At 62.0% G+C, this 22,183-nt stretch carries 16 protein-coding genes; 12 read left to right on the plus strand and 4 right to left on the minus strand.

Going from position 1 to position 22,183, the window contains the following annotated elements; translation table 11 throughout:
• The first annotated feature begins 150 nt into the window (after positions 1–150).
• Together AC244Q_RS17585 and AC244Q_RS17590 are read left to right on the plus strand one after the other, a co-directional pair.
• Complete coding sequence (locus AC244Q_RS17585; RefSeq protein WP_012758728.1) at positions 151–1,326, plus strand: efflux RND transporter periplasmic adaptor subunit; 1,176 nt, start codon at positions 151–153, stop codon at positions 1,324–1,326.
• Positions 1,323–4,511 carry an efflux RND transporter permease subunit gene (locus tag AC244Q_RS17590; protein WP_113546045.1) on the plus strand — a complete coding sequence of 1,063 codons (3,189 nt, stop codon included), beginning with the start codon at positions 1,323–1,325 and terminating at the stop codon, positions 4,509–4,511. The genes AC244Q_RS17585 and AC244Q_RS17590 overlap by 4 nt, the downstream gene beginning before the upstream one ends.
• A gap of 29 nt (positions 4,512–4,540) precedes the next feature.
• On the opposite strand, the gene AC244Q_RS17595 is transcribed toward AC244Q_RS17590, so the two are convergent.
• Positions 4,541–5,317, minus strand: coding sequence for a metallophosphoesterase family protein (locus AC244Q_RS17595; RefSeq protein WP_206641088.1), 777 nt, complete (start codon positions 5,315–5,317; stop codon positions 4,541–4,543).
• Positions 5,318–5,480: 163 nt separating this feature from the next.
• Here AC244Q_RS17595 and AC244Q_RS17600 point away from each other — a divergent pair, with 163 nt between their 5' ends.
• Positions 5,481–6,608, plus strand: coding sequence for an acyl-CoA dehydrogenase (locus tag AC244Q_RS17600; protein WP_113546046.1), 1,128 nt, complete (start codon positions 5,481–5,483; stop codon positions 6,606–6,608).
• Here the strand turns inward: AC244Q_RS17600 and AC244Q_RS17605 are convergent, their stop codons facing one another.
• Together AC244Q_RS17605 and AC244Q_RS17610 are read right to left on the minus strand one after the other, a co-directional pair.
• Positions 6,609–7,073, minus strand: a complete 465-nt coding sequence (locus tag AC244Q_RS17605) for an RrF2 family transcriptional regulator (RefSeq protein ID WP_012758732.1) — start codon at positions 7,071–7,073, stop codon at positions 6,609–6,611.
• Positions 7,074–7,249: 176 nt separating this feature from the next.
• The gene (locus tag AC244Q_RS17610) at positions 7,250–8,038 is read right to left on the minus strand and encodes an SDR family NAD(P)-dependent oxidoreductase (protein WP_017995001.1); all 789 of its coding nucleotides are present in this window, start codon (positions 8,036–8,038) and stop codon (positions 7,250–7,252) included.
• Positions 8,039–8,180: 142 nt separating this feature from the next.
• Here AC244Q_RS17610 and AC244Q_RS17615 point away from each other — a divergent pair, with 142 nt between their 5' ends.
• Positions 8,181–8,951 carry a TIM barrel protein gene (locus AC244Q_RS17615; protein ID WP_113546047.1) on the plus strand — a complete coding sequence of 257 codons (771 nt, stop codon included), beginning with the start codon at positions 8,181–8,183 and terminating at the stop codon, positions 8,949–8,951.
• Here AC244Q_RS17615 and AC244Q_RS17620 read toward each other — a convergent pair.
• Positions 8,948–9,967: a LacI family DNA-binding transcriptional regulator gene (locus AC244Q_RS17620; RefSeq protein WP_113546048.1), complete on the minus strand. Its 1,020-nt coding sequence runs from the start codon at positions 9,965–9,967 to the stop codon at positions 8,948–8,950. The two genes, AC244Q_RS17615 and AC244Q_RS17620, sit on opposite strands and share 4 nt — an antisense overlap.
• 180 nt (positions 9,968–10,147) lie before the next feature.
• Here AC244Q_RS17620 and AC244Q_RS17625 point away from each other — a divergent pair, with 180 nt between their 5' ends.
• From AC244Q_RS17625 to AC244Q_RS17660, 8 genes are all read left to right on the plus strand, one after another.
• On the plus strand, positions 10,148–12,073 hold the full coding sequence (locus AC244Q_RS17625) for an ABC transporter substrate-binding protein (protein ID WP_017995003.1): 1,926 nt from the start codon (positions 10,148–10,150) through the stop codon (positions 12,071–12,073).
• A gap of 87 nt (positions 12,074–12,160) precedes the next feature.
• Complete coding sequence (locus AC244Q_RS17630; protein ID WP_113546049.1) at positions 12,161–14,269, plus strand: family 10 glycosylhydrolase; 2,109 nt, start codon at positions 12,161–12,163, stop codon at positions 14,267–14,269.
• Between the two features lie 104 nt (positions 14,270–14,373).
• A complete protein-coding gene (locus AC244Q_RS17635) occupies positions 14,374–15,360 on the plus strand; it encodes an ABC transporter permease (RefSeq protein ID WP_011653237.1) in 987 nt (328 codons plus the stop codon).
• 10 nt (positions 15,361–15,370) lie between these two features.
• The gene (locus tag AC244Q_RS17640; protein WP_012758738.1) at positions 15,371–16,561 is read left to right on the plus strand and encodes an ABC transporter permease; all 1,191 of its coding nucleotides are present in this window, start codon (positions 15,371–15,373) and stop codon (positions 16,559–16,561) included.
• 10 nt (positions 16,562–16,571) lie between these two features.
• Positions 16,572–18,299 carry an ABC transporter ATP-binding protein gene (locus tag AC244Q_RS17645; protein ID WP_113546050.1) on the plus strand — a complete coding sequence of 576 codons (1,728 nt, stop codon included), beginning with the start codon at positions 16,572–16,574 and terminating at the stop codon, positions 18,297–18,299.
• Between the two features lie 10 nt (positions 18,300–18,309).
• Positions 18,310–19,104: a 2-oxo-tetronate isomerase gene (otnI, locus tag AC244Q_RS17650; protein ID WP_113546051.1), complete on the plus strand. Its 795-nt coding sequence runs from the start codon at positions 18,310–18,312 to the stop codon at positions 19,102–19,104.
• Complete coding sequence (locus AC244Q_RS17655; RefSeq protein WP_113546052.1) at positions 19,101–19,976, plus strand: 2-hydroxy-3-oxopropionate reductase; 876 nt, start codon at positions 19,101–19,103, stop codon at positions 19,974–19,976. Before otnI ends, AC244Q_RS17655 begins: the two co-directional genes overlap by 4 nt.
• Before the next feature lie 107 nt (positions 19,977–20,083).
• Positions 20,084–22,183 (plus strand): beta-galactosidase, encoded by a 2,100-nt coding sequence (locus AC244Q_RS17660; protein ID WP_113546053.1) that lies wholly within the window; start codon positions 20,084–20,086, stop codon positions 22,181–22,183.

The following is a 22,183-nucleotide window of genomic DNA, read 5'->3' on the forward strand; positions in this document are numbered from 1 at the left end:
CATTGCGTGCCGGCCTTCCTTTTCCAAGGGATTGAACGCCGGGGGAATCATGGGGGCAGAGGCCCTCGTTCAAAGCAGCAAGACATGAACAGCATCACTTCATCTTGAGGTTGGCGGCAGTGAATCGGCCGTCGAGATTGGAGGACCGGTATGACTTACGCGCTTCGACAGATGGTGGTGCTTGGCTGTATTGCCGCATTCATGCCTCTCCCCGCACTGGCCCAGAGCGCCCCACCACCCCCGCCCGTCACCGTTGCCAAGCCGGTCGTTCGCGATGTCGTCGACAGCGACGAGTTCATCGGCCGCTTCGAGCCGGTCGACGAGGTCTCGGTTCGCTCGCGCGTCGGTGGTTACCTGCAGGAAATTCATTTCCAGGACGGCGCATTGGTCAAGCAGGGCGACCTGCTCTTCGTCATCGATCAGCGGCCGTTCGTAACCGCGCTCAATCAGGCAAAGGCCACACTCGAATCGGCGCAATCCGCCCTGGTCTTTGCCGACGCGCAATATAAGCGCACGCAATCGCTAACTTCGAGCGGCAGCCAGTCAGCCCAGACGCTGGATGATCGCCGCCGCGAATTCGATTCGGCCGAGGCCAATGTCCGCGGCGCACAGGCCGCAGCCGACCGCGCCTCTCTCGACATGGAATATACCGAGATCAAGGCGCCCCTCAGCGGCCGCATCGACCGCCGGCTGATCTCGGCCGGCAACCTCGTGCAGACCGACCAGACTGTGCTGACGACGATCGTTTCGCTCGATCCGATCGATTTCTATTTCGACGTCGACGAGCGCCGGCTGCTGAATTTCGCCGACACGGCGCGCAAACTGGGCAAGGATCTCCAGCAGGGCGGTGGCGGACTGGATGTGTCCGTCACGATCTCGGATCCCAGTGCCAAACCGTTCAAGGGAAAGCTCGATTTCGCCGAGAACCGGGTCGACAATGAGAGTGGCACCATTCGTCTGCGTGCCCGCTTCCCCAACCCTGATCTCGTCCTTCAGCCCGGCCTGTTCGGTCGCATACAGGTCGAAGCCTCCAACACCTACCAGGCCATTCTCGTCCCCGACGAGGCCATCGGCTCGGACCAGAATGAGCGCGTCGTTTATGTCGTCGCCGAAGACGGCACGGTTTCGACCAAGCCGGTAAGGCCCGGACCGCGCCTCTACGGCTACCGCGTCATACGCGAGGGTCTTGATGGCACCGAGACGATCATCGTCAACGGCCTGATGCGCGCCCGGCCGGGCGCAAAGATCACGCCTCAGATGACCGAACTGCCGCAGGAGCGGCAGGACGCTCCGCCGGAAACTGCCGGCGCGGAGAGCGGACAATGAGATTTGCTCATTTTTTCGTGGACCGGCCGATCTTTGCGGCCGTCATCTCGATCCTTTTTCTCGTCGTCGGTAGCATTGCCTACACGCAATTGCCGGTATCGCAGTATCCGGAGATAGCGCCGCCGACCATCGTCGTGCGCACCTCCTATCCGGGTGCCGACCCGCAGACGATCGCCGACACCGTTTCGACGCCGCTCGAACAACAGATCAACGGCGTCGAGGACATGCTTTATATGTCTTCTTACTCCAGCGCCGACGGCGCCATGTCGCTGACGATCACCTTCAAGCTCGGCACCGATCTCGACAAGGTCCAGGTGCTCGTCCAGAACCGCGTTTCCATCGCCCTTCCCCGTCTTCCCGAGGAAGTCCAGCGGCTTGGCGTGACCACCGACAAAAGCTCGCCGGATCTGATGATGGTGGTGCACCTGCTTTCGCCATCGCACCGCTATGACCAGCTTTACGTCTCGAATTACGCCCGCAACCGCATCCGCGACGTTCTCGTGCGCCTTGACGGCGTCGGCGACGTGCAGATTTTTGGCGAACGCCAGTATTCGATGCGAATCTGGCTGGATCCGGAAAAGCTCTCCGCTTACGGGATGACATCCGATGACGTCGTCTCCGCGTTGAGAGATCAGAACGTCCAGGTGTCGGGCGGCAAGATCGGGGCCCCGCCCGTCACCGGCAAGAATGCATTCGAATATACGGTGCGAACGGACGGCCGTTTCTCCGACGTGCGCGAGTTCCGATATGTCATTGTGAAATCGACGACATCGGGCCGGCTCGTGCAGCTGCAGGATGTCGCCCGGATAGAACTCGGCGCACAGGATTACGTCACCAACAGTTATCTCAACAACGATCCCGCCGTTGCTCTCGGCATCTTCGCCCGGCCGGGAACCAACGCCCTGGACACGGCCCATCAAGTCCAGACGCTCATGAAGGACATATCCCAGAATTTCCCGCCGGGTCTGGAATATCGTATCGTCTACGACACGACCGAATTCATCTCGGATTCGATCACCGAGGTCTATAGAACCATTGCAGAAGCGGCCCTCCTGGTGGCGATCGTCGTTCTTGTCTTCCTGCAATCCTGGCGAACCGCAATCATACCGATCATTGCCATCCCGGTATCGCTGATCGGCACCTTCGCCGTTCTGCTCGCCTTCGGCTTCTCGCTCAACATGCTCACTTTGTTCGGCCTTGTCCTAGCGATCGGGATCGTCGTGGATGACGCGATCGTGGTGGTGGAAAACGTCGAGCGCAATCTGGCGCGCGGCATGACGCCGAAGCAGGCGTCCCATGTCACGATGGACGAAGTCGGAACCGCCGTCGTCGCCATCTCGCTGGTGCTGATCGCCGTGTTCGTCCCGACAGCCTTCATTCCAGGCATCTCTGGCCAGTTCTACAGGCAGTTCGCGGTGACGATCTCCGTCACCACTGCAATTTCCGCATTGAATTCGCTCACACTGTCGCCCGCACTCGCAGGCATATTGCTGAAAGCCCATGACCACGAAACCAAACGCATGAATGTCGCATCCCGTCTGGGGAGAGGGCTTGCGGACGGCTTCAATCATGGATTCGATCGGCTAAGCTCCGGCTATTCATGGACCGTTCGGCATCTGGTCAGCAGTTGGGTGGGCTTGACTGCCGCGATGGTCACGTTCGTCTGCCTGCTCGGAGCGACATGGTATATGGGCACGAAAGTTCCCGCGGGCTTTATTCCGACCATGGACCAGGGTTACGCAATCATCGTCATACAGCTTCCTGATGGAGCCTCGCTCGCGCGTACCGACGCCGTCGTCAAACAGGTGGGCGATATCGCCCGCACCGTGCCCGGCGTCGGCAATGCCGTGCAATTTGCCGGCTTCAGCGGGGCGACGTTCACCAATGCCTCAAATGCCGGCGTCGTCTTCGTCCCATTCAAATCCTTTGCCGAACGTGAAGAAGGCGGCGAGAACGCCAACAAGATCATCGGCGAGCTTTACGGAAAGCTGCAAAGCATCCAGGAAGCCTTCATCATCGCCATTCCACCGCCATCCGTGCGTGGCGTCGGCAATTCCGGCGGCTTCAAGATGCAGATTTCCGATCTCGAAAACGCCGATATGACTCGCGTGCTCGGCCTCGCCCGACAGATGATGGGTGCGGCGGCAACGACCGAGGGGCTGACCGGCGTCTTTACGACATTTTCGGATGCCAGCCCGCAATACTTCCTGGCGATCGACCGCGACAAGGCGCGTTTCCTGAATGTGCCGATCCCCAATATCTTCAACGCCCTTTCCATCAATCTCGGCGTCGCCTATGTGAACGATTTCAATGCGTTCGGCCGCGTCTACCAGGTTCGCGCCCAGGCCGACCGGCAGTACCGCATGGACAGGGAAGACATCCTCGCCCTGAAGGTCCGGTCGGCGACCGGGGCGCTGGTTCCGCTTGGAACCTTGATGGACATCCAGGATGCCAGCGGCCCGGCGCTTGTCCAGCGCTACAACATGTACGTCTCGGTGCCGCTTCAGGGCAATCCGTCGCCGGGTACCTCGACGGGCGATGCCATCGCCAAGATGGAGGCCTTAGCAGCGAAGATCCTGCCGCAGGGCACCACCTTCGAATGGACCGAGCTCGCCTATCAGGAGACCCACACCGGCAACACCGCCATCTACATCTTCGCCCTGTCTGTCGTCTTCGTCTTCCTGGCGCTGGCGGCGCAATATGAAAGCTGGGTTCTGCCGCTCGCGATCATTCTCATCGTCCCGCTTGCGGTGCTCGCGGCGCTGATCGGGGTCTCGCTGAGGGGGATGGACAACAATGTCCTGACGCAGATCGGCCTGATCGTCCTGATCGGCCTTGCGGCCAAGAACGCCATTCTGATTGTCGAGTTCGCCAGGCAGGCGGAAGACGAGGGCAAATCGCCGGTAGAGGCGGCCATCGAGGCCAGCCATCTTCGCCTGCGCCCGATCCTGATGACGGCATTCGCCTTCATCTTCGGTGTTCTGCCGCTCGCCATCGCCACCGGCCCCGGCGCCGAAATGCGCCAGTCGCTCGGCACCGCCGTCTTCTCGGGCATGCTCGGCGTGACGATCTTTGGCCTGTTTCTGACGCCGGTCTTTTACGTCGTGCTGCGCGGTTGGCGCCGCAAGCGGCCGGCTACTGTAGAGCCAGCGAAGACGGAGCCGGTTGAGCAAGGGGTCGTCTGACACGACCCCACCGGCCGGGGAAACGGAAGTCAGGTCGAAAACAGATGCACCTTGCCCTGCCACAAGCGGGCGACGGTGAGTTTGCCGCTGCGATAGGCGCGCGTATCGAGATTGAGCCGCCTCGGCCGTATGTCGGGTTCATCGTTCGGCGTATGACCGTGAACGCAGAGTTTCGGCAACGGCACCCGGCTTTCGAGAAACCGCTGGCGGATGATGACCAGATCCTCGTCCGTCTGCTCACTGAGCCGCAGCTTCGGATTGATGCCGGCATGAACGAAAATCACGCTCGGGGTCTCCAGCAGGACAGGCATCGCCCGCATGAAATCGATATGCGTACGCGGCAGCGATTGGCGGATGAAGGCATCAAGCTTCGCGCCGGAGGGAAAGACCAGCGGTAGATGCTCCGGATCGAGGCCATAGGATTTGAGCGACTCCGCCGACCCCATCTGCATCCAATCGTCATAAGAGATCCAGCCATCGATATAGTCGAGCATGGCAACTTCGTGATTGCCGGCAAGGCAGATGCGGTCGAATCCATTAGGCGGAGGCTCCATCAGATGGGTGATGACCTGTGCCGATTCAGGGCCACGGTCGATATAGTCGCCGAGCGTGACGATCAGCTTTCGCCCGGGCAGCCGCGCGCCATCCCGCAGGATCGCCGCTTCGGCTTTCACAAGCAGATCGTACCGACCGTGAATATCGCCGATCGCATAGGTTGGGATAGCGGCAATATCCAGCGTCAGGCGCGGTCTCGGCTGGCGCGCCATTTTCGAAACCTCGCTGCTGCGAGCACGAGAGTCGCTCATCATATTTCTCGATCAAGGAAGCCCCACGTCACCGTAAGTAGAGTAAAGGACAAGGCAATCAAGCTGGTAAGAAAATCCAAACCATTCTGGTTTTGTAGAAAAACCGGCCTTATCATTTGAGGGGCAATCCCTCACTCCTGTATCTGTCGAAAAAGAGTGGCCAATGGGAACGGTATCGCAGTTTCATCAGAGCCTGAGGCCTCCCGCGCATCGCATCGAAAGCGAAGAGGAGGCGATATCCACGGCCCGCGACCTCGCCGCTGCATTCCGGCATCAGGCGAGCGAGCGTGATATCAACCGCATCCTGCCCTTTGCCGAACTGGACGCGCTGTCGGTATCGGGGCTGACGGCAATCGCTGTTCCGCCAGACCATGAAGGGCTCGACGTGTCGAACGCCCTGCTCGCCGAAATCGTTGCGATCATCGCCGAGGGCGATGCATCGATCGGCGAGGCGCTGGAAAGTCATTTTTCTGCGCTGGAAACGCTCCGCACTCAGGCTGCCGAGGATTTGAAGGCATCGCTGTTTGCCCGCGCGCTGCTCGGTGACCGCTTCGCGGGCGCCGCCTTCATCGACGGGGCCGAACTGACCGCCGAAGGTCCGGGCTACCGACTGAGCGGGCGCACGCGGCAGGGACCTGGTATTCTCTTCGCTGACTGGATCGCCGCTGCCGCCACCGCTCCGCCCAGCCGCCCGGTGACGCTCTACCTCGCAGGCGCTGAGGAAGGCGTGCAGGTGGTCGACGATTGGGACGGCTTCGGCCAGCGCACCAATGGCTCGGCGACGGCGATCGTCGGCACGCTTCATGTCAATGCCGATGCGATTGCCCCTGCCCCCTCGTCCGGACATTCGACCGCCATCTCGCTCGGCCTGCTGCTCAAGGCCGGCGTCAGCCTGGGCATCGCGCGGGCCGCATGGAGCGACCTGATGATCGCAATTGGCGATCGCAGCACCAGCGTCCTCCCCGGGATCGGCGAACGCGCCATCCGTATCGAAATGGCGGCGGCAGCCTTGGAACGTGCTGGCCGCAAACTCGACATTGCCCAGGTCAATCCTGTGGAGGCCGCGATGGTGGACGCGCATTTTTCCGCCTCCGCGGCCGCGATCCTTGCCGGGGAAACGGCACTCGACACCGCAAACGCGCTATTCGAACTTGCAGGGGAAACATCGGCCGGCATCGGCCTCAATCTCGACCGCCATTGGCGCAACGCCCGCATTCACGCGCTATCGCTGCCGCGGGAAAAGCTGGTGCATACCGCAGGCGAATATATGTCGAAGGTCGGCGGCGCCTAATCAGCTGGCGGCGGAGATCGGGAATTCTTCCCTCGCGCCGTCGATGCTGCCGCCATCGGCGACGAACTGCTCGAGGGTCATATTGTCGAGAATGGCGGCGATCGCGTCCCGAACATCGGTCATCGAGCGCCGCACCTGACAGGTTTCCGGATCGGCACAGTCGTCGCAGGCCTCGTAAGCCGTACGGCTGGCGCAGCGGATCGGCGCTAAGGGTCCGTCGAGCGTGCGGATGACATGGCCGATGCGAATTTCGGTTGCCGGCCGCGACAGAGAATAACCGCCGCCCGGTCCCTTCTTCGAACGCAGGATGCCGACATTGCGCAGTTCCAGCAGGATCGTATCGAGAAACTTCTTCGGGATATTGTTGCGGGCCGCGATGTCATTGATGAAGGCAGTCTCGCCCGGCGCCAGTCGCGCCAGGTCGACCAGCGCCTTCAGCCCGTATTTTCCCTTTTTCGTCAGCATCGTCGTCGCCCTGTAGAAATTGCAGTATTTATCCTGCCAATAGCAGGCAAATAGCGTCAAAAGCGTGAACATACAACAAAATAGCTATTATTTATAGCTTGTATCGGCAACGTCCACAGAAACGCCCGGCAGCCTTGAGAAAGACCGGCCGCCGCGCGCCCTGCCGGGAGTCTCGGTCAGATCGTCTTCAGCATGCCGCCATCGACGAAATAGGTCGAGCCGATGCAATAGCTCGCGCGCTCCGAACTCAGGAAGACGAAGACGTTTGCCAGCTCTTCCGGTGTGCCGAAGCGTTTGGAGGCGGCGTGCTCGTTGGCGACGCTCTGCAGGTAGCCTTCCCAGTTGCCGCCGGTCTCGGCCGTCAATTGTTTGGCGGTCTTGATCCAGTCGGGCGTCAGGATCAAGCCGGCGTTGACGCAGTTGACGCGGATATTGTCCTTGATGAGCTCGGTCGAGAGCGTCTTCGAAAACATCATCAGCGCCGACTTGCTGACATTGTAGATCGGCTCGTACCAGAGCGGCTGAACGGCGCAGATCGAGGCATTGTGCAGGATCACACCGCCGCCGCGTTGCTTCATCTGCGGCGCGATGCCGCGCGCCAGCCGCACGGCGGCCATCACATGCAAGTCCCAATAGTCCTGCCACTTCTCGTCGGGCGCCTCCATCACCGTCTCGTTCGAGCCGGTGCCGGCATTGTTGATGAGGATATCGGCGCCGCCTTTTTCGGCCGCCGCCGTAATGATCGCCTCGGTTCCCGCAACCGTCGCCACATCGGCCGCGACAGCGGTGGCGCTGACGCCGTACGTCTCGGCGATACGGGCGGCTTCCGCCTCGAGCCGCTCACCGCCGCGCGCTGCCAGCACGAGGTCGGCGCCCTCAGCCGCCAGCCCCTCGGCGATTGCCAGCCCGATGCCGACCGACGCACCTGTTATGACGGCAATCTTTCCCTTCAATCCGAGATCCATGTCTTCCTCCGCAAACGGCCGGAGATTCCGGCCTGATTGCCGAGTGTTCCGCCAATGAACCCGGGCGTCAAGCGCCTGAACTCCTCTTGCGGCAGGCTCCAATCTGTCGCATGCCTGCATCAACAGGATGGGAGGAGTTTTCATGCGACGTTATTCAGCCTGCATAGAGTGGCTGTTTGCCGAAGAGGGCGACAGCTTTCCCGATCGCATCCGCCGCGCCCATGCGGCCGGCCTGACGGCGATCGAATTCTGGCGCTGGAGCGACAAGGATCTCGATGCGATCGAGGCGGCGCTGAAGGAAACCGGCCTTGCCGTCTCCAGCCTCGTCGCCGAACCGATGATCGCGCTGACCGACGCCGCCAATCGGCAGGCCTGGCTGAAAGGCCTTGCCGAATCCGTCAGTGTCGCGAAGCGTCTCGGCGCGCCAGTGCTGATTGCCCAGGCGGGCGACGATCTCCCAGGCTTGACCCGCGAAGAACAGCGCAGGGCACTCACCGAAACGCTGAGAGCCGGCGCCGATATCCTCAAAGGCAGCGGTGTCCGCCTCGGCGTCGAGCCGCTCAACATCCGCATCGACCATGTCGGCTATTTCCTCGATTCGACCCGCGAAGGTCTCGACATCATCGATGACGTCGTTCGCCCCGAGATCGGTATCGTCTACGACATCTACCATTCCGCCGTGATGGACGAGCGCACCGAGGAGGTACTGAACGGCCGTCTCGACCGTATCATCCACGTCCATGTCGCCGATCACCCCGGCCGCAACGAACCGGGCTCCGGTGATATCGACCTTGCCCGACGCCTCGGCTGGATCTTTGCCAACGGTTACGACGGCGCCGTCGGTCTGGAATACCGGCCGACCAAGTCCGGCGCGGACGCAGTCAAGGCTGCGATTGCTTCGCTCGGCGGTTAAACCTCGGCGGCATCGACGCTCGCCGCCGCCTTGCAGGGTCCGGCCGAGCGGCGCTCGATAATGCGGGAGGCAATCATGATGCGCCGCGCCGGCATTCCGGGCAGGCGTGGATTCTCGATGCGCTCGAGCAAGAGCCGCAGCCCGACCGCCCCGCATTCCTGCCCCTCCATCCTCACCGTCGTCAGCGCCGGCGAGATCTGCGTTGCGGGCGAGTAGTCGCCGAACCCGACGACCGAAATATCGTCGGGAATGCGGTATCCCTGACCGAGCAACTCGGAAACCACGGTCAGTGCCAGCCCGTCATGGGCGCAGAAAAAAGCCGTCGGCTGGATGCCTTTTTCCACGAGCGCTCGGAAGGCCGCTCTGAAGCCATTCTCTTCGTCGAACTGCATAACATGAAGCGCAACGTCAGGATAACGTTCGGCGACTTCGCGGGCGCCGTAGTGCCGCTCTTGGCGTCCCCGCAGGCCCGGCATGCCATAGACGTAAACAATGGACCGATGGCCGAGCCCGACCAGATATTCCACCACCGCCTGCCCCGCCTCATGGTCGGTGCCGCCGACATGGTCGATCTGTTCGAGTGCATCCACCCAGCCGAAACGCACGATCGGAACGCCGGTGGCACTCGCCGCCGCCACTGCCTCACGGGCATGCGGACCGACGAGCATCAGCCCGTCGCAAGTGCGCGCCAGCTCCTCCAACTGGCTGGAATCATGGGTCCAGCGTACGCGCAGCGTCATGCCAAGCCGATGAGCCTCGCGCTGCACGCCGTTCTGCACCTGCATGTAGAGCTCACTGTTAACGGCATCGAGATCGTGAAAGACAACCGCGACCTCGCCTCCAGCACCCTGCCCGGACGGCCTGGTATAGCCGAGGCGTTGCGCTGTCTCGCGGATCAGCGCGCGCGTTTCCTCGCTGACGCCGCTCTTGCCGGCAAGCGAGCGCGACACCGCATATTTCGACAGGCCGACCTCCCTTGCGATGGTCTGCAATGTAACCCGGCCTCTGCTTCCCACCTGGCACCCCTACATTCGGTTGATGGGACGCTGGCTATATCAACCGCATCCCAAAAGCAAATTTTCGCACTAACGAAAACATAACGCTTTACCTAACAATATCCAAATGTAATCTTTCCCTCATCCCAAGCCCAATAGCAAAATAATGAATAAGGGCACGGTTTTTGGAGGAGATCCCCTATGATCAAGCTGAAACGACGTGCGTTTCTGGCCGGGACGTCGGCCGCCCTGATATTGCCGGCCCTGCCGGTTTTCGCCGCTGACTTCAAGGAAGCGGATATTCTGAAAACGAAGGTGTCGAGCGGCGCCCTGCCGGGTCTGAAGGACCGGCTTCCTGAAAATCCGCTCGTCGTCAAACCAGTCGAAAGCGTCGGCAAATACGGCGGCGACTGGAACATGGCGCTGGTCGGCGGCGGGTCGCTGTCGATGCTGTTCCGCTACCAGGCCTACGAGCCGCTGCTGCGCTATACGCCCGACTGGTCTGGCGTGACGTTGAACGTCGCCGAGTCCTTCGAGGGCGATGCCGACTCCAAGGTCTATACGATCCGCCTGCGCAAGGGCATGAAATGGTCGGACGGCCATCCCTACACCACCGCCGACATCAAGTTCTGGTACGACACCGTTTTCACCGACAAGCGCGTCGCCTTCGTCGGTCAGGATCATTGGAAGTCTGGCGGCAAGCCGGCCAAGCTGGAGATCGTCGACGAACAGACCTTCAAGGTCATCTTCGACAAGCCGAACGGCCTGTTCCCGCTGCAGGTCGCCTGGGCGAACAACGACCAGACGACGCGCACGCCGAAGCATTATCTGGAGCAGTTCCACATCGACCACAATCCGAAGGCCGATGAACTCGCCAAGCAACGCGGCTTCGAAAGCTGGATCGCCTCCTTCCAAGCTGCCGCCGGTTTCCAGGACGACAATGCCTTCTTCCTCAACTCCTCGAAGAAGCCCTGCGTGCATGCCTGGATGTTCACGATAGCGCCCGGCGAAAACACCGAACGCGCCGTTGCCGAGCGCAATCCCTACTACTGGAAGGTCGACACCGAGGGCAACCAGCTGCCCTATATGGACCGTATCGTCTACCAGATGGTCGCCGACCCGCAGGTTCTATTGCTGAAGGCCATGCAGGGCGAAGTCGACCTGATGGACCAGTATATCGCCACACCGAACAACAAGTCGGTTCTCTACGATGCGCGTGAGCAGGGCGGCTATGATTTCTACACACTGACCTCGACCGAAGCCAATGTGATGAATTTCATCTTCAACCTGAACCACAATGACGAGACCAAGCGGAAGCTCTTCCGGAACAAGGATTTCCGTGCGGCACTCTCGACAGCACTCGACCGGCAGTCGCTGATCGATGCCGTGCTCGTTGGTCAGGGGGCGCCCGCCCAGCCGTCGATCAAGAAGGAGGATCCGCTTTACAACGAGCAGCTCGCCACGCAGTTCACGGCCTATGACGTCGACAAGGCGAATGCCATGCTCGACCAGATCGTGCCGAAGCGCGACGACCAGAACTTCCGCCTCGACGAAAAGGGCCGCCGCCTGACGATCATCTTCGAGATCGACCAGGCGCGCGCCGTCTTCCTCGATCTCTTCCAGCTGGTGATCCCGATGTTCCAGGCGGTCGGCATCGATGCACAGATGCGCTCGATGGACCGTTCGCTCTGGGAAACCCGCGTCCGTCAGGGCCGTGATTTCGATGCGACTGCCCACCAGTTCGGCGCAAACGGCGGCGTCGCCGCCATGCTCGACCCGCGCTATTACGTGCCGACCGATGCCAACGCCATGTATGCCCCCGCTTGGCAGCTCTGGTATCGCGACCGCGCCAATGCCAATGCTGAGGAACCGCCGGAAAGCACGAAGAACCAGCTTGCGCTCTACGACAAGCTGAAGGCGACCTCCGACGCATCAGGCCAGCGCGAGGTCATGAAGCAGATCCTGCAAGGCGCCGCCGACAATTTCTATGTCTTCGGCATCTCGCTGCCGCCGGACGGATACGGCGTCGTCAAGAACAACATGAAAAACGTCACGAAGATCATGCCGAACTCTTTCGGCTGGCCGACGCCCGCTCCGACCATGCCGGAGCAGTTCTACAAGGCCTGATGGCCTTCAACTTCATGAGCCATACCAGGCGCCCGACGAGCCGGTCGGCGCCGGGGGCCTTCTTTTGCCAATGATTGGATGAAGACGATGCTCGACGCCAGAAAACAGAACACCCACACGCTGAGGACGCCGGACTGGTTCAAGACCGCGACCCGCTGGACCCAGCTGACCTTCGTGGAAGACGACCCGGAGAAATACGACCCGGCATTCTGGATCGATGTCTTCAAACGCACGAAATCGAACGCGGTCTGCCTCAGCGCAGGCGGCTATATCGCCTATTATCCGAGCGAAGTGCCCTACCACTATGTGAGCAAATATCTCGGCGACAAGGATATCTTCGGCGCGCTCGTCGACGCCGCCCGCAAGCTCGACATGCATGTCATGGCCCGCGTCGACCCGCATGCGATCCATGACGATGCCGCCAAAGCCCATCCGGAATGGGTGATGATCAATGCCGACGGCACGCCACGCCGCCACTGGGCCTATCCCGATGTCTGGGTCACCAATGCCTATGGCGACTACAACAGCGTCTTCATGCCTGAGGTGGTCAAGGAGATCGTCCGCAAATACGATATCGATGCGGTCTTCGCCAATCGCTGGCAGGGCCACGGCGTCGATTATAGCGAAGACAGCGCCCGCCGCTTCAAGGATATGTCCGGCCACGCCCTGCCTGTAAAACCCGATGCCGAGGATCCGGCCTGGCAGGCTTGGGTGCAATGGCGCCGCCGCGTGCTCACCGACATGATCGCGCAATGGGACGATGCCGTCAAAGCGATCCGCCCGCATGCGAGCTTCATTCCGAACATGGGCGGCGCGTCGCTGATGGAATTCGACCTCTCGGTCATCGCCAGGCACTGCCCCTTCCTCGTCGTCGACCATCAGGGCCGCAAGGGCCTGGAGCTCGGCTGGTCGGCTGGCCGTAACGGCAAGCGCATCCGCGCCACCTTCCCCGACCGCCCGGTTGTGCTGATCACCTCGATCGGCCCGGAGGAGGAATATCGCTGGAAGGATGCCGTCACCTCGGGTGAGGAGATGCAGCTTTGGATCAACGACGGCACTGCCCACGGCCTCTACGCCTGGTTCACCAAATTCAACGGTGTCGTGCCCGACAAACGCTGGGTCGAGCCGGTGGCCGACGCATTCGGCCTGCAGGCAGCCGTCGAGCCCGTGCTGGAAAGCATGAAGCCGACCGCCGAAATCGCTGTCGTCGATCCCTCGACGACGCTGCGCCATTGGGCGCCGGAAGAGCGGCATTCCGCCGAGAAGCACGATCTCGGTCTCTATCACGCCCTCGTCGAAGCCCGACTGCCCTTCGAGCTGCTCTCGGACCAGGTGCTGACCGAGGAAACCCTCGACCGCTTCAAGCTGATCATTCTCGCCAACGCCTCCTGCCTTTCGGATGCGCAGAACGCGGCGATCCGCGCATATGTCGATTGCGGCGGCAGCGTGATTGCCTCTTACGAGACGTCGCTGCGTGACGAATTTGGCAAGAAGCGTGACGAATTCGGTCTGGCCGACGTGCTCGGCGCCAGATACGTTTCCGGCCCGCGCGGCATCGTCAAAAACACCTATGTCGCCCTTTCCGGCAATCACCCGATCAATCGGGGTTTCGACGGCGCCGAACGCATCATGGGCGGCACCCGCCTGATCCACGCCGAACCGTCGGCCGATGCGAAGACGCCCTTCCTCTATATCCCCGATTTTCCCGACCTGCCGATGGAAGAGGTCTATCCGCGCGAGGCCCCGAAAGGCGCTGCCGTCATCGCTCGCGAGACCGGCAAGGGTGGCCGCACGGTCTATATTCCCTGGAATATCGGCGAGATCTTCTGGGAGGTCTTTGCCGTCGATCATGCGCGGCTCATCGCCAACACCGTCCATTGGGCGCTCGGCAAGACGCCGCGCGTCACCGTCAAAGGCAAGGGCGTCGTCGATCTGGCGCTGCGCGAAAACGGTGAGGGTCTGGCGCTCAGCCTCTTCAATCTCACCAATCCGATGATGATGAAAGGCCCGATCCGCGACAATTACCCTCTGGCAGCGCAGACCGTTTCGGTGGAGATTCCGGAGGGCCGATCGGTGGCGAAGGCGTGGCTCGTTGTTGCCGACCGCGCCGCAAGCTTCAGCCTCGGGAATGGCCGCGCCGAGGTGGAGGTGCCAGGTATCGATCGGCTTGAGGTCCTGCATCTCACCTGGAAATGAGATGACATGCGACGGAGGAGCGCTTTCGGCCTGGAGGGCCGAAGGCGGGTGAAGATCCGGGGGAAGCGCGTCACAGCGTTCCCGACGGGAGGAGAAACGTTTCGATGCTTGGCTATATCTTCAAGCGCGTGCTCTACATGATCCCGACCTTGTTTGGCATGTCGCTGATCTCGTTCCTGATCATCCAGCTGCCGCCGGGTGACTATCTGACCTCGATGATCGCCACCATGAGCGACAGCGGCCAGACCGTCGATCCCGCGCAGATCGAGCGGCTGAAGGAAATCTACGGCTTCGACGACCCCTTCTATGTCCAATATCTGAAATGGATCTGGGGCATCGTCAGCCGCGGCGACTTCGGCTACTCCTTCGAGTGGGGCCAGCCCGTCTCCGGGCTGATCTGGGCGCGCATGGGCTCGACGCTGGTGATCTCGCTCTTGAGCCTGCTCTTCGTCTGGATCGTGGCTTTGCCGATCGGCATCTATTCGGCCGTCCGCCGCCACTCCATCGGCGATCACGTTTTCACCTTTCTCGGCTTCATCGGCCTTGCCGTGCCGAACTTCATCCTGGCGCTGACGCTGATGTACGTCGCCTATAAATATCTCGGCCAGAGCGTCGGCGGGCTGATCTCGCCTGAGTATGCCGAGGCGCCCTGGAGCCTCGCCAAGGTCGGCGATTTCCTCGCCCATCTCTGGATCCCGATCATCATCATCGGCGCATCCGGAACGGCAGCGATGATCCGCATCCTGCGCGCCAACCTGACCGACGAGCTGCACAAGCCCTATGTCGTCACCGCCCGCGCCAAGGGACTGCCGGAATACAAGGTGATCCTCAAATATCCGGTCAGAATCGCGCTCAATCCCTTCGTCTCGGCGATCGGCTGGGTGCTGCCGCATCTCGTCTCCGGCGTGACCATCACCGCCATCGTGTTGAATCTTCCGACCGCAGGTCCGCTGCTTTTCCGCGCGCTGATCTCGCAGGACATGTATCTCGCCGGCAGTTTCATCCTGCTTTTGAGCGCGCTGACCCTTGTCGGCATGCTGCTGTCGGATCTGCTGCTGGCGCTGCTCGATCCGCGCATCCGATTCAATTGAGGGGAATGCGATGAGCACGCACGAAACCTTCGGAGCCCATGCTGGTCCGCTTCACACCGTTGCCGATGGTCCCTCGATCAGCCCGCTGAAACAGGGCAAGACCGTCTCGACCGCCGCGATCGGCCCCTGGCGGCTGGTCGCCGGCAAACTGGTTCGCCAGAAGGTGGCGATGGTGGCCGGCGCCATCATCCTCTTCCTCTATCTGGTCGGCCTCTTCGCCGAATTCCTGGCGCCGGCTTTGCCGATGACCTCGCGGCCGCAATATACCTATGCCCCGCCGCAGGGCTTCAGCTTCTTCGTCGAGAAACCGGACGGCAGCTCGGAGTTCAATTTCCACGTGAAGGGCTACAAGGTCGAGATCGACAAGGTGGCGCTGCGCCGCACCTTCGTCGTCGACGACACCAAGGTCGTCCCGATCGGCTTCTTCGTCAAAGGCGCGGCCTACGATCTCTGGGGCCTGATCCCGATGAACCGCCACCTGATCGGCCCCCTCAACCAGAACGATCCGATGTACCTGCTCGGCGCCGACCGGCTCGGTCGCGACGTCTTCTCGCGGCTCGTCTACGGAACCCGCGTATCCATGTCGATCGGCCTCGTCGGTGTCGCCATGTCGCTGATCCTCGGTGTCGTGCTCGGCTCGATCTCCGGCTTCTACGGCGGCTGGGTCGATACGCTGATCCAGCGTGTCATCGAGGTCGTCAGCGCCATGCCGACCATCCCGCTGTGGCTCGGCCTGGCGGCGGCGATCCCGCTGACGTGGTCGCCGGTCAATGTCTATTTCGTCATAACGATCATCGTCTCGCTGCTCGGCTGGACCAGCCTGGCGCGGGAGGTGCGCGGCCGGTTCCTCGCACTGCGCAGCGAGGATTTCGTCGTCGCCGCCCGGCTCGACGGATCGAGCGAAGCGCGGCTGATCTTCCGCCACATCCTGCCGTCGCTGACGAGCCATATCCTTGCGGTCGTGACGCTGGCCGTGCCGACGATGATTGTCGCCGAGACCTCGCTGTCCTTCCTCGGCATCGGTCTCAAGCCGCCGGTCGTTAGCTGGGGCGTGCTGCTGCAGGACGCCCAGAACATCCGCACCGTCGCAACCGCGCCGTGGCTCCTGATCTGGCCGTCGCTCGCAGTCGTCGTCGCCGTCCTGTCCTTCAATTTCTTCGGCGACGGCCTGCGCGATGCCGCCGACCCTTACGACAATTGAGGAGGAAACCATGACCGATCTTTCAGACGACGTCGTTCTCTCCGTCGAAAACCTCTCGATCGATTTCAGGCTGCGCACCCACATCCTGCACGCCGTCGAAAATGTCAGCTTCGAGCTGAAGCGTGGCCAGACGCTTTGCCTCGTCGGCGAAAGCGGCTCCGGCAAGAGCGTCACCGCCCGCTCGCTGCTGCAGATCGTCGACAGCCCCGGCAGCATCGTTTCCGGCCGCATCCTGGTCAGCAATGGCGACGAGGTCACCGGGGATAACGGGGTCATCGATATCGCCGCCCTGAAGCCGTCCGACCGGGCGATGCGCGCCATACGCGGCCGCCGCATCGGCCTGATCTTCCAGGAGCCGATGAGCTCGCTGTCGCCGGTTCACACCATCGGTTCGCAGATCATCGAGGCGGTGCGCCTGCACAGCAATCTCGATCATCGCGCCGCCCGCGAAAGGACCGTCGAACTGCTGCGCCAGGTCGAGATCCCGAACCCGGACAAGATGGCCGACCGCTACACCTTCGAATTCTCCGGCGGCATGCGCCAGCGCGCCATGATCGCCATGGCGCTTGCCGGCAATCCCGATATTCTCATCGCCGACGAGCCGACGACGGCGCTCGACGTCACCACCCAGGCCGAAATCCTCGACCTGATCAAGCGGCTGCAGGTCGAACGCGGCATGGCCATGCTGCTCATCACCCATGACATGGGGATCGTCGCCGAAGTGGCCGATGATGTTGCCGTCATGCGCTTCGGCCGCATCGTCGAGCGCGGATCGGTCGATGCGATCTACCACGCCGCCGAGCATCCCTATACCCGCCAATTGCTGGCCTCGACGGTCAAGCTCACCCACCATGTCGAAGGCAGGCTGCCCGCCGTGGCGCTGTCGCCGGAGGCGCCGCAGCCGATCCTGTCCGTCCGCAATCTCGGCAAGATCTACGGTTGGCACGGCAAGACCAATACGCTGCGCGCCGTCGACGACGCCAGCTTCGATCTTTATCCCGGCGAAAACCTCGGCATCGTCGGCGAAAGCGGCTCCGGCAAGACGACGCTCGGCCGGCTCATCCTGCGCACCGTCGAGCCGACATCGGGCAGCATCAGCTATCGCGGCAAGGACGGTAGCGAGATCGACGTCACGAAACTCACCAAGCGCGAACTCCGCACCTTCCACCGCGAAGTCCGCCTGGTCTTCCAGGATCCTTTCGCCTCGCTCAATCCGCGCATGACCGTCAAGGAGGTGATCGGCGATCCGCTTGTTGTCAACGGGCTGGCCAAGGGCAAGGCGCTGGAGGACCGCGTCGCCGAACTGATGCGCCTGGTCGGCCTCGACCCGATGGGCATGGAGCGTTATCCGCATGCCTTCTCCGGCGGCCAGCGCCAGCGCATCGGCATCGCCCGCGCCCTTGCGCTCGATCCGCGCATCATCATCGCCGACGAGGCAACGTCGGCACTCGACGTCTCGATCCGCAGCCAGATCCTCGATCTGCTCCTCGATATCCGTCAGCGGCTAAACCTGAGCTTCATCTTCATCTCCCACGACATTTCGGTCGTGCGTTATTTCTGCGATCGCGTCGCTGTCATGCATCGCGGCAAAATCGTCGAACTTGGCGAGGCCGAACAGATCTGCACCGCTCCCAAAGAGGCCTATACGAAGAGCCTCATCTCCGCCGTTCCCAATCCCGACCCTCGCGACAAGCGCATGCTGCACCGGCATCGTTTCGTCGCGCCTGCCAATATTTAAGGACGATCCCGTGCCGAAATTTTCCGCCAACCTTTCCTTCCTCTACCAGGACCTGCCCTTTCTCGACCGCTTCACGGCAGCCGCAGAGGACGGCTTCGGCGCCCTCGAATATCTCGGCCCCTATGCCGAACCCAAGGAGAAGGTCGCCGAGGCGCTGGAGGCGAGCGGCCTGAAACAGGCGCTCTTCAACGTGCCATCAGGCGACTGGGCCGGCGGCGAGCGTGGCATCGCCTGCCTGCCGGACCGCGTAGAGGAGTTCCGCAACGGGATCGCGCAGGCGCTCGATTATGCCGCAGCGCTCGATTGCAGGCAGGTGAATGTCATCTCCGGGCTGGTGCCGAAGGGTGCAGACCTTCAAACGCTGGAAACGGTGCTGGTCGACAATCTGAAATATGCAGCAAAGCGTTGTGCCGACGTCGGCGTCAAGCTGCTGGTCGAGCCGATCAACCTGCGCGATATTCCCGGCTTCTTCCTGTCGACCACCACTGATGCCGAACGCATACTCGACCGGGTCGGCTCGGACAATCTCTACATCCAGTATGATTTCTACCACATGCAGATCATGCAGGGCGACCTGGTCTCCACCTTCATCCGACTGAAGGAGAAGATCGCCCATGTGCAGATCGCCGACAATCCCGGCCGCAACGAACCCGGCACCGGCGAGATCAATTACGGTTTCATCCTCTCCGAACTCGACCGCCTCGGCTACGACGGCTGGGTCGGCTGCGAGTACAAGCCGAAATCCGGCACCAGCGAAGGCCTCGGCTGGATGAAACCCTATCTGAAGTCAGCGAGGACAGCATGAACATCGGATTTATCGGACTGGGCGTCATGGGCCGCCCGATGGCGGAACACCTGATCGACGCCGGCCACACGCTGCATCTGAGCCGCGTGAAGGAAACCTCGCAGCATCTTGTCGACAAGGGCGGCAAAGCCGCAACAAGCGCCAGGGCGGTGGCGCACGCTTCCGACATCGTCATCCTGATGCTGCCGGATACACCAGATGTCGAGGCGGTTCTGTTCGGCGAAGACGGCGTCGCCGCCGGCCTTTCCCAGGGCAAGCTGGTTATCGACATGAGCTCGATCTCGCCGGTCGCCACCAAGACTTTCGCCAAACGCATCGAGGCGCTCGGCTGCGATTATCTCGATGCCCCGGTTTCCGGCGGTGAGGTCGGCGCCAAGGCCGCCACGCTGACGATCATGGTTGGCGGCAAGGAGCAGGTTTTCGAGCGCGCCAAGCCGCTTTTCGAAAAGATGGGTAAGAACATCACCCATCTCGGCGGTAGCGGCGACGGCCAGACGGCGAAGGTCGCCAACCAGATCATCGTCGGTCTGACGATCGAGGCGGTTGCCGAAGCGCTGCTGTTTGCCAAGCGTGCCGGCGCCGATCCGGCCAAGGTGCGTACCGCGCTGATGGGCGGCTTTGCCTCCTCGCGCATCCTCGAAGTGCATGGCGAGCGCATGGTCAAGGAGACCTTCGAGCCCGGCTTCCGCATCCGCTTGCACCGCAAGGACATGACGCTTGCCGTCGATGCCGCCCGCGCACTCGATCTGTCGCTGCCGAACACGGCCGCCACGCAGCAGCTGATGAATGCCGCCATCGCCAATGGCGACGGCGAACGCGACCATTCCGCCCTCATCCGCACCCTGGAACTCCTCGCCGGAGGGCCGCGCTAGATCAACGCTTTTTAGAACACCGGACGACATCTTCGATTGCCGACTGCCGGAGCCTTCTTTCCGGACGGCGAAGCCATGTCCGGTCATCGATAGAGAAGGACAGGAAAATGCTCAACAAAGATATCCAGCTGCCCTACGGCGCCGTCTATTTCCGCAAGTCCAACCCGCCCCGCGAAGATTGGGAACGCGACTACGCCACCGCCGGGCAGGACGGCCTCAACATCTTCCGCCACTGGTTCATGTGGAGCGCGATCGAAACCGCCCCCGGCGTCTACGATTGGGAGGAATACGACCGTCAGATGGACCTTGCCGCTGCAAACGGCATCAAGACCGTCATCGCCGAATTGATCCATGCCGTGCCGGACTGGGCAGTGCGCAAATATGCTCATGCGCTGCAGGTCAATGCCGACGGCACCAAACTCGGTTCCTATATGGGCGTCTCGTCGGCGACCGGCGGCTTCTCCAACAATGGTGGCGGCGCCGGCGCCCTGACGCTGAACTGCCCCGAAGTGAAGGAAGCCGCCGGCAAGTTCTTGACCGCGCTCGCCACCCGCTACAAGGATCATCCGGCGATCTATGGCTATGACGTCTGGAACGAGTGCAACTATTCCGCCGATGTCGATTACAGCCCCTATGCCAAATCGGCCTTTCGCAAATGGCTGGAGAAGAAGTACGGCAGCCTGAAGGTCCTGGCGAAAGCCTGGTACCGCTACAGCTATGCCGAATGGGACGATATCGAGCCGCCGGTGCACATGGCGCCCTATCCCGAATGCATCGACTGGCTGCAGTTCAAACGCGACAATTTCTACGACCAGATGCAATGGCGCATCGACACGATCCGCGCCGTCGACGGCAAGAATGTGATCGCCGCCCATGGTATCTCCGGCGCAATTCCCAACATGGCTGCCAACGGCTGCGACGACTGGCTCGCCGCCTCCAAGGTCGAGGTCTATGGCTTCACCTGGATCCAGGCCCGCAAGGGGTCGGAAGCCTGGAAGAACTGGTATGGCGTCGACATCAACCGCGCTGCCGCGCGCGGCAAGCCGTTCTGGCACGCCGAGCGCCAGGGCGGGCCGCTCTGGCTGCAGCCGCAGGTGATCGGCCGCGACAAGGAAGACGGCCGCGTCGCCGAGCCCGAGGACATCCGTCTCTGGAGCATGACCTCGCTTGCCGGCGGCGCCCGCGGCGTGATCAATCTGCGCTGGCGCCCGCTGCTCGACGGTCCGCTCTTCGGCGCCTTCGGCTCCTACGGCATGGACGGCTCGCGCACGCCGCGCTCCGACATGGCAAGCGCCATGGCGAAATGGGCAAACGACAAGGCGCAAAGTGCCCTCTGGGAGGCAAAGCCGGTGCGCGGCGAGGTCGGCATCCTTGTCGTTCGCGAAACCCAGGAGTTCGATTACCTCCTGAACCACGACCGCAAGGAGAAACCCTATCCGGAAGCCATGTGGGGGGCCTATCGTGCCTTCCTCGAAAATGGCGTGCAGCCGGACTGGGTGCATATCGACGACATCGCGGCCTATGATTTCCTCTATTTCCCCTACCCGATCATGTTCACATCAGAACAGGCAAAGAGCCTGAAAGCCTGGGTCGAAAACGGCGGCACGCTGATTGCCGAAGCATGCCCCGGCTATTTCGGCGATCGTGGTCAGGTCGGCACCGTCCAGCCGAACATGGGCCTCGACGAGATCTTCGGCGCGCGCGAGGAGGAAGTCGAATTCATGCCCGATGTCGGCGACCGCATCCATTTCGATCTGGACGGCGCGGCGGTCGACGGTGGCGGCTTCCTGCAGTCTTATCGGCTGACCGGCGGAACGGGACGCGGCCACTTCACCGACGGCCGTCTTGCCGTCGTCGAAAATACCTACGGCAAGGGCCGCACGCTGCTGATCGGCACCAATCCCTCCGTTGCCTATTACCGCACACAGGGAAAGGCGAACGGCGCGTTCTTTGCCGAACTGCTGAGATGGAGTGGAAAGAAGCGGCATGTGACGCTGTCGAACACCGCCCTCTTCGCTCGCGTCCACGAGGGGGAAAAGGGCAGCTTCCTCTGGCTCGTCAATCCGACGAGAACGGCGCAGAAGACCGAAGTGACACTCGCCCGGGGGGCACTTGCGCAGGACAAGGCGACCTGGCCCATCGACTATGTCAGTAACGGCGGCATCGTCGTGCCGCCACGCGACGTGCTGATCCTTTCGCTTGGCTGA

This window comes from Rhizobium sp. CB2179 (assembly GCF_057653455.1).

What these genes read in the sequence shown, in the direction of transcription:
- AC244Q_RS17655 (WP_113546052.1), top strand. Translation starts at nt 19,101, where the DNA reads ATGAACATCGGATTTATCGGACTGGGCGTCATGGGCCGCCCGATGGCG.
- AC244Q_RS17645 (WP_113546050.1), top strand. Translation starts at nt 16,572, where the DNA reads ATGACCGATCTTTCAGACGACGTCGTTCTCTCCGTCGAAAACCTCTCG.
- AC244Q_RS17630 (WP_113546049.1), top strand. Translation starts at nt 12,161, where the DNA reads ATGCTCGACGCCAGAAAACAGAACACCCACACGCTGAGGACGCCGGAC.
- AC244Q_RS17625 (WP_017995003.1), top strand. Translation starts at nt 10,148, where the DNA reads ATGATCAAGCTGAAACGACGTGCGTTTCTGGCCGGGACGTCGGCCGCC.
- AC244Q_RS17615 (WP_113546047.1), top strand. Translation starts at nt 8,181, where the DNA reads ATGCGACGTTATTCAGCCTGCATAGAGTGGCTGTTTGCCGAAGAGGGC.
- AC244Q_RS17640 (WP_012758738.1), top strand. Translation starts at nt 15,371, where the DNA reads ATGAGCACGCACGAAACCTTCGGAGCCCATGCTGGTCCGCTTCACACC.
- AC244Q_RS17600 (WP_113546046.1), top strand. Translation starts at nt 5,481, where the DNA reads ATGGGAACGGTATCGCAGTTTCATCAGAGCCTGAGGCCTCCCGCGCAT.
- AC244Q_RS17590 (WP_113546045.1), top strand. Translation starts at nt 1,323, where the DNA reads ATGAGATTTGCTCATTTTTTCGTGGACCGGCCGATCTTTGCGGCCGTC.
- AC244Q_RS17605 (WP_012758732.1), bottom strand. Translation starts at nt 7,073, where the DNA reads ATGCTGACGAAAAAGGGAAAATACGGGCTGAAGGCGCTGGTCGACCTG.
- AC244Q_RS17585 (WP_012758728.1), top strand. Translation starts at nt 151, where the DNA reads ATGACTTACGCGCTTCGACAGATGGTGGTGCTTGGCTGTATTGCCGCA.
- AC244Q_RS17635 (WP_011653237.1), top strand. Translation starts at nt 14,374, where the DNA reads ATGCTTGGCTATATCTTCAAGCGCGTGCTCTACATGATCCCGACCTTG.
- AC244Q_RS17610 (WP_017995001.1), bottom strand. Translation starts at nt 8,038, where the DNA reads ATGGATCTCGGATTGAAGGGAAAGATTGCCGTCATAACAGGTGCGTCG.
- AC244Q_RS17595 (WP_206641088.1), bottom strand. Translation starts at nt 5,317, where the DNA reads ATGAGCGACTCTCGTGCTCGCAGCAGCGAGGTTTCGAAAATGGCGCGC.
- AC244Q_RS17660 (WP_113546053.1), top strand. Translation starts at nt 20,084, where the DNA reads ATGCTCAACAAAGATATCCAGCTGCCCTACGGCGCCGTCTATTTCCGC.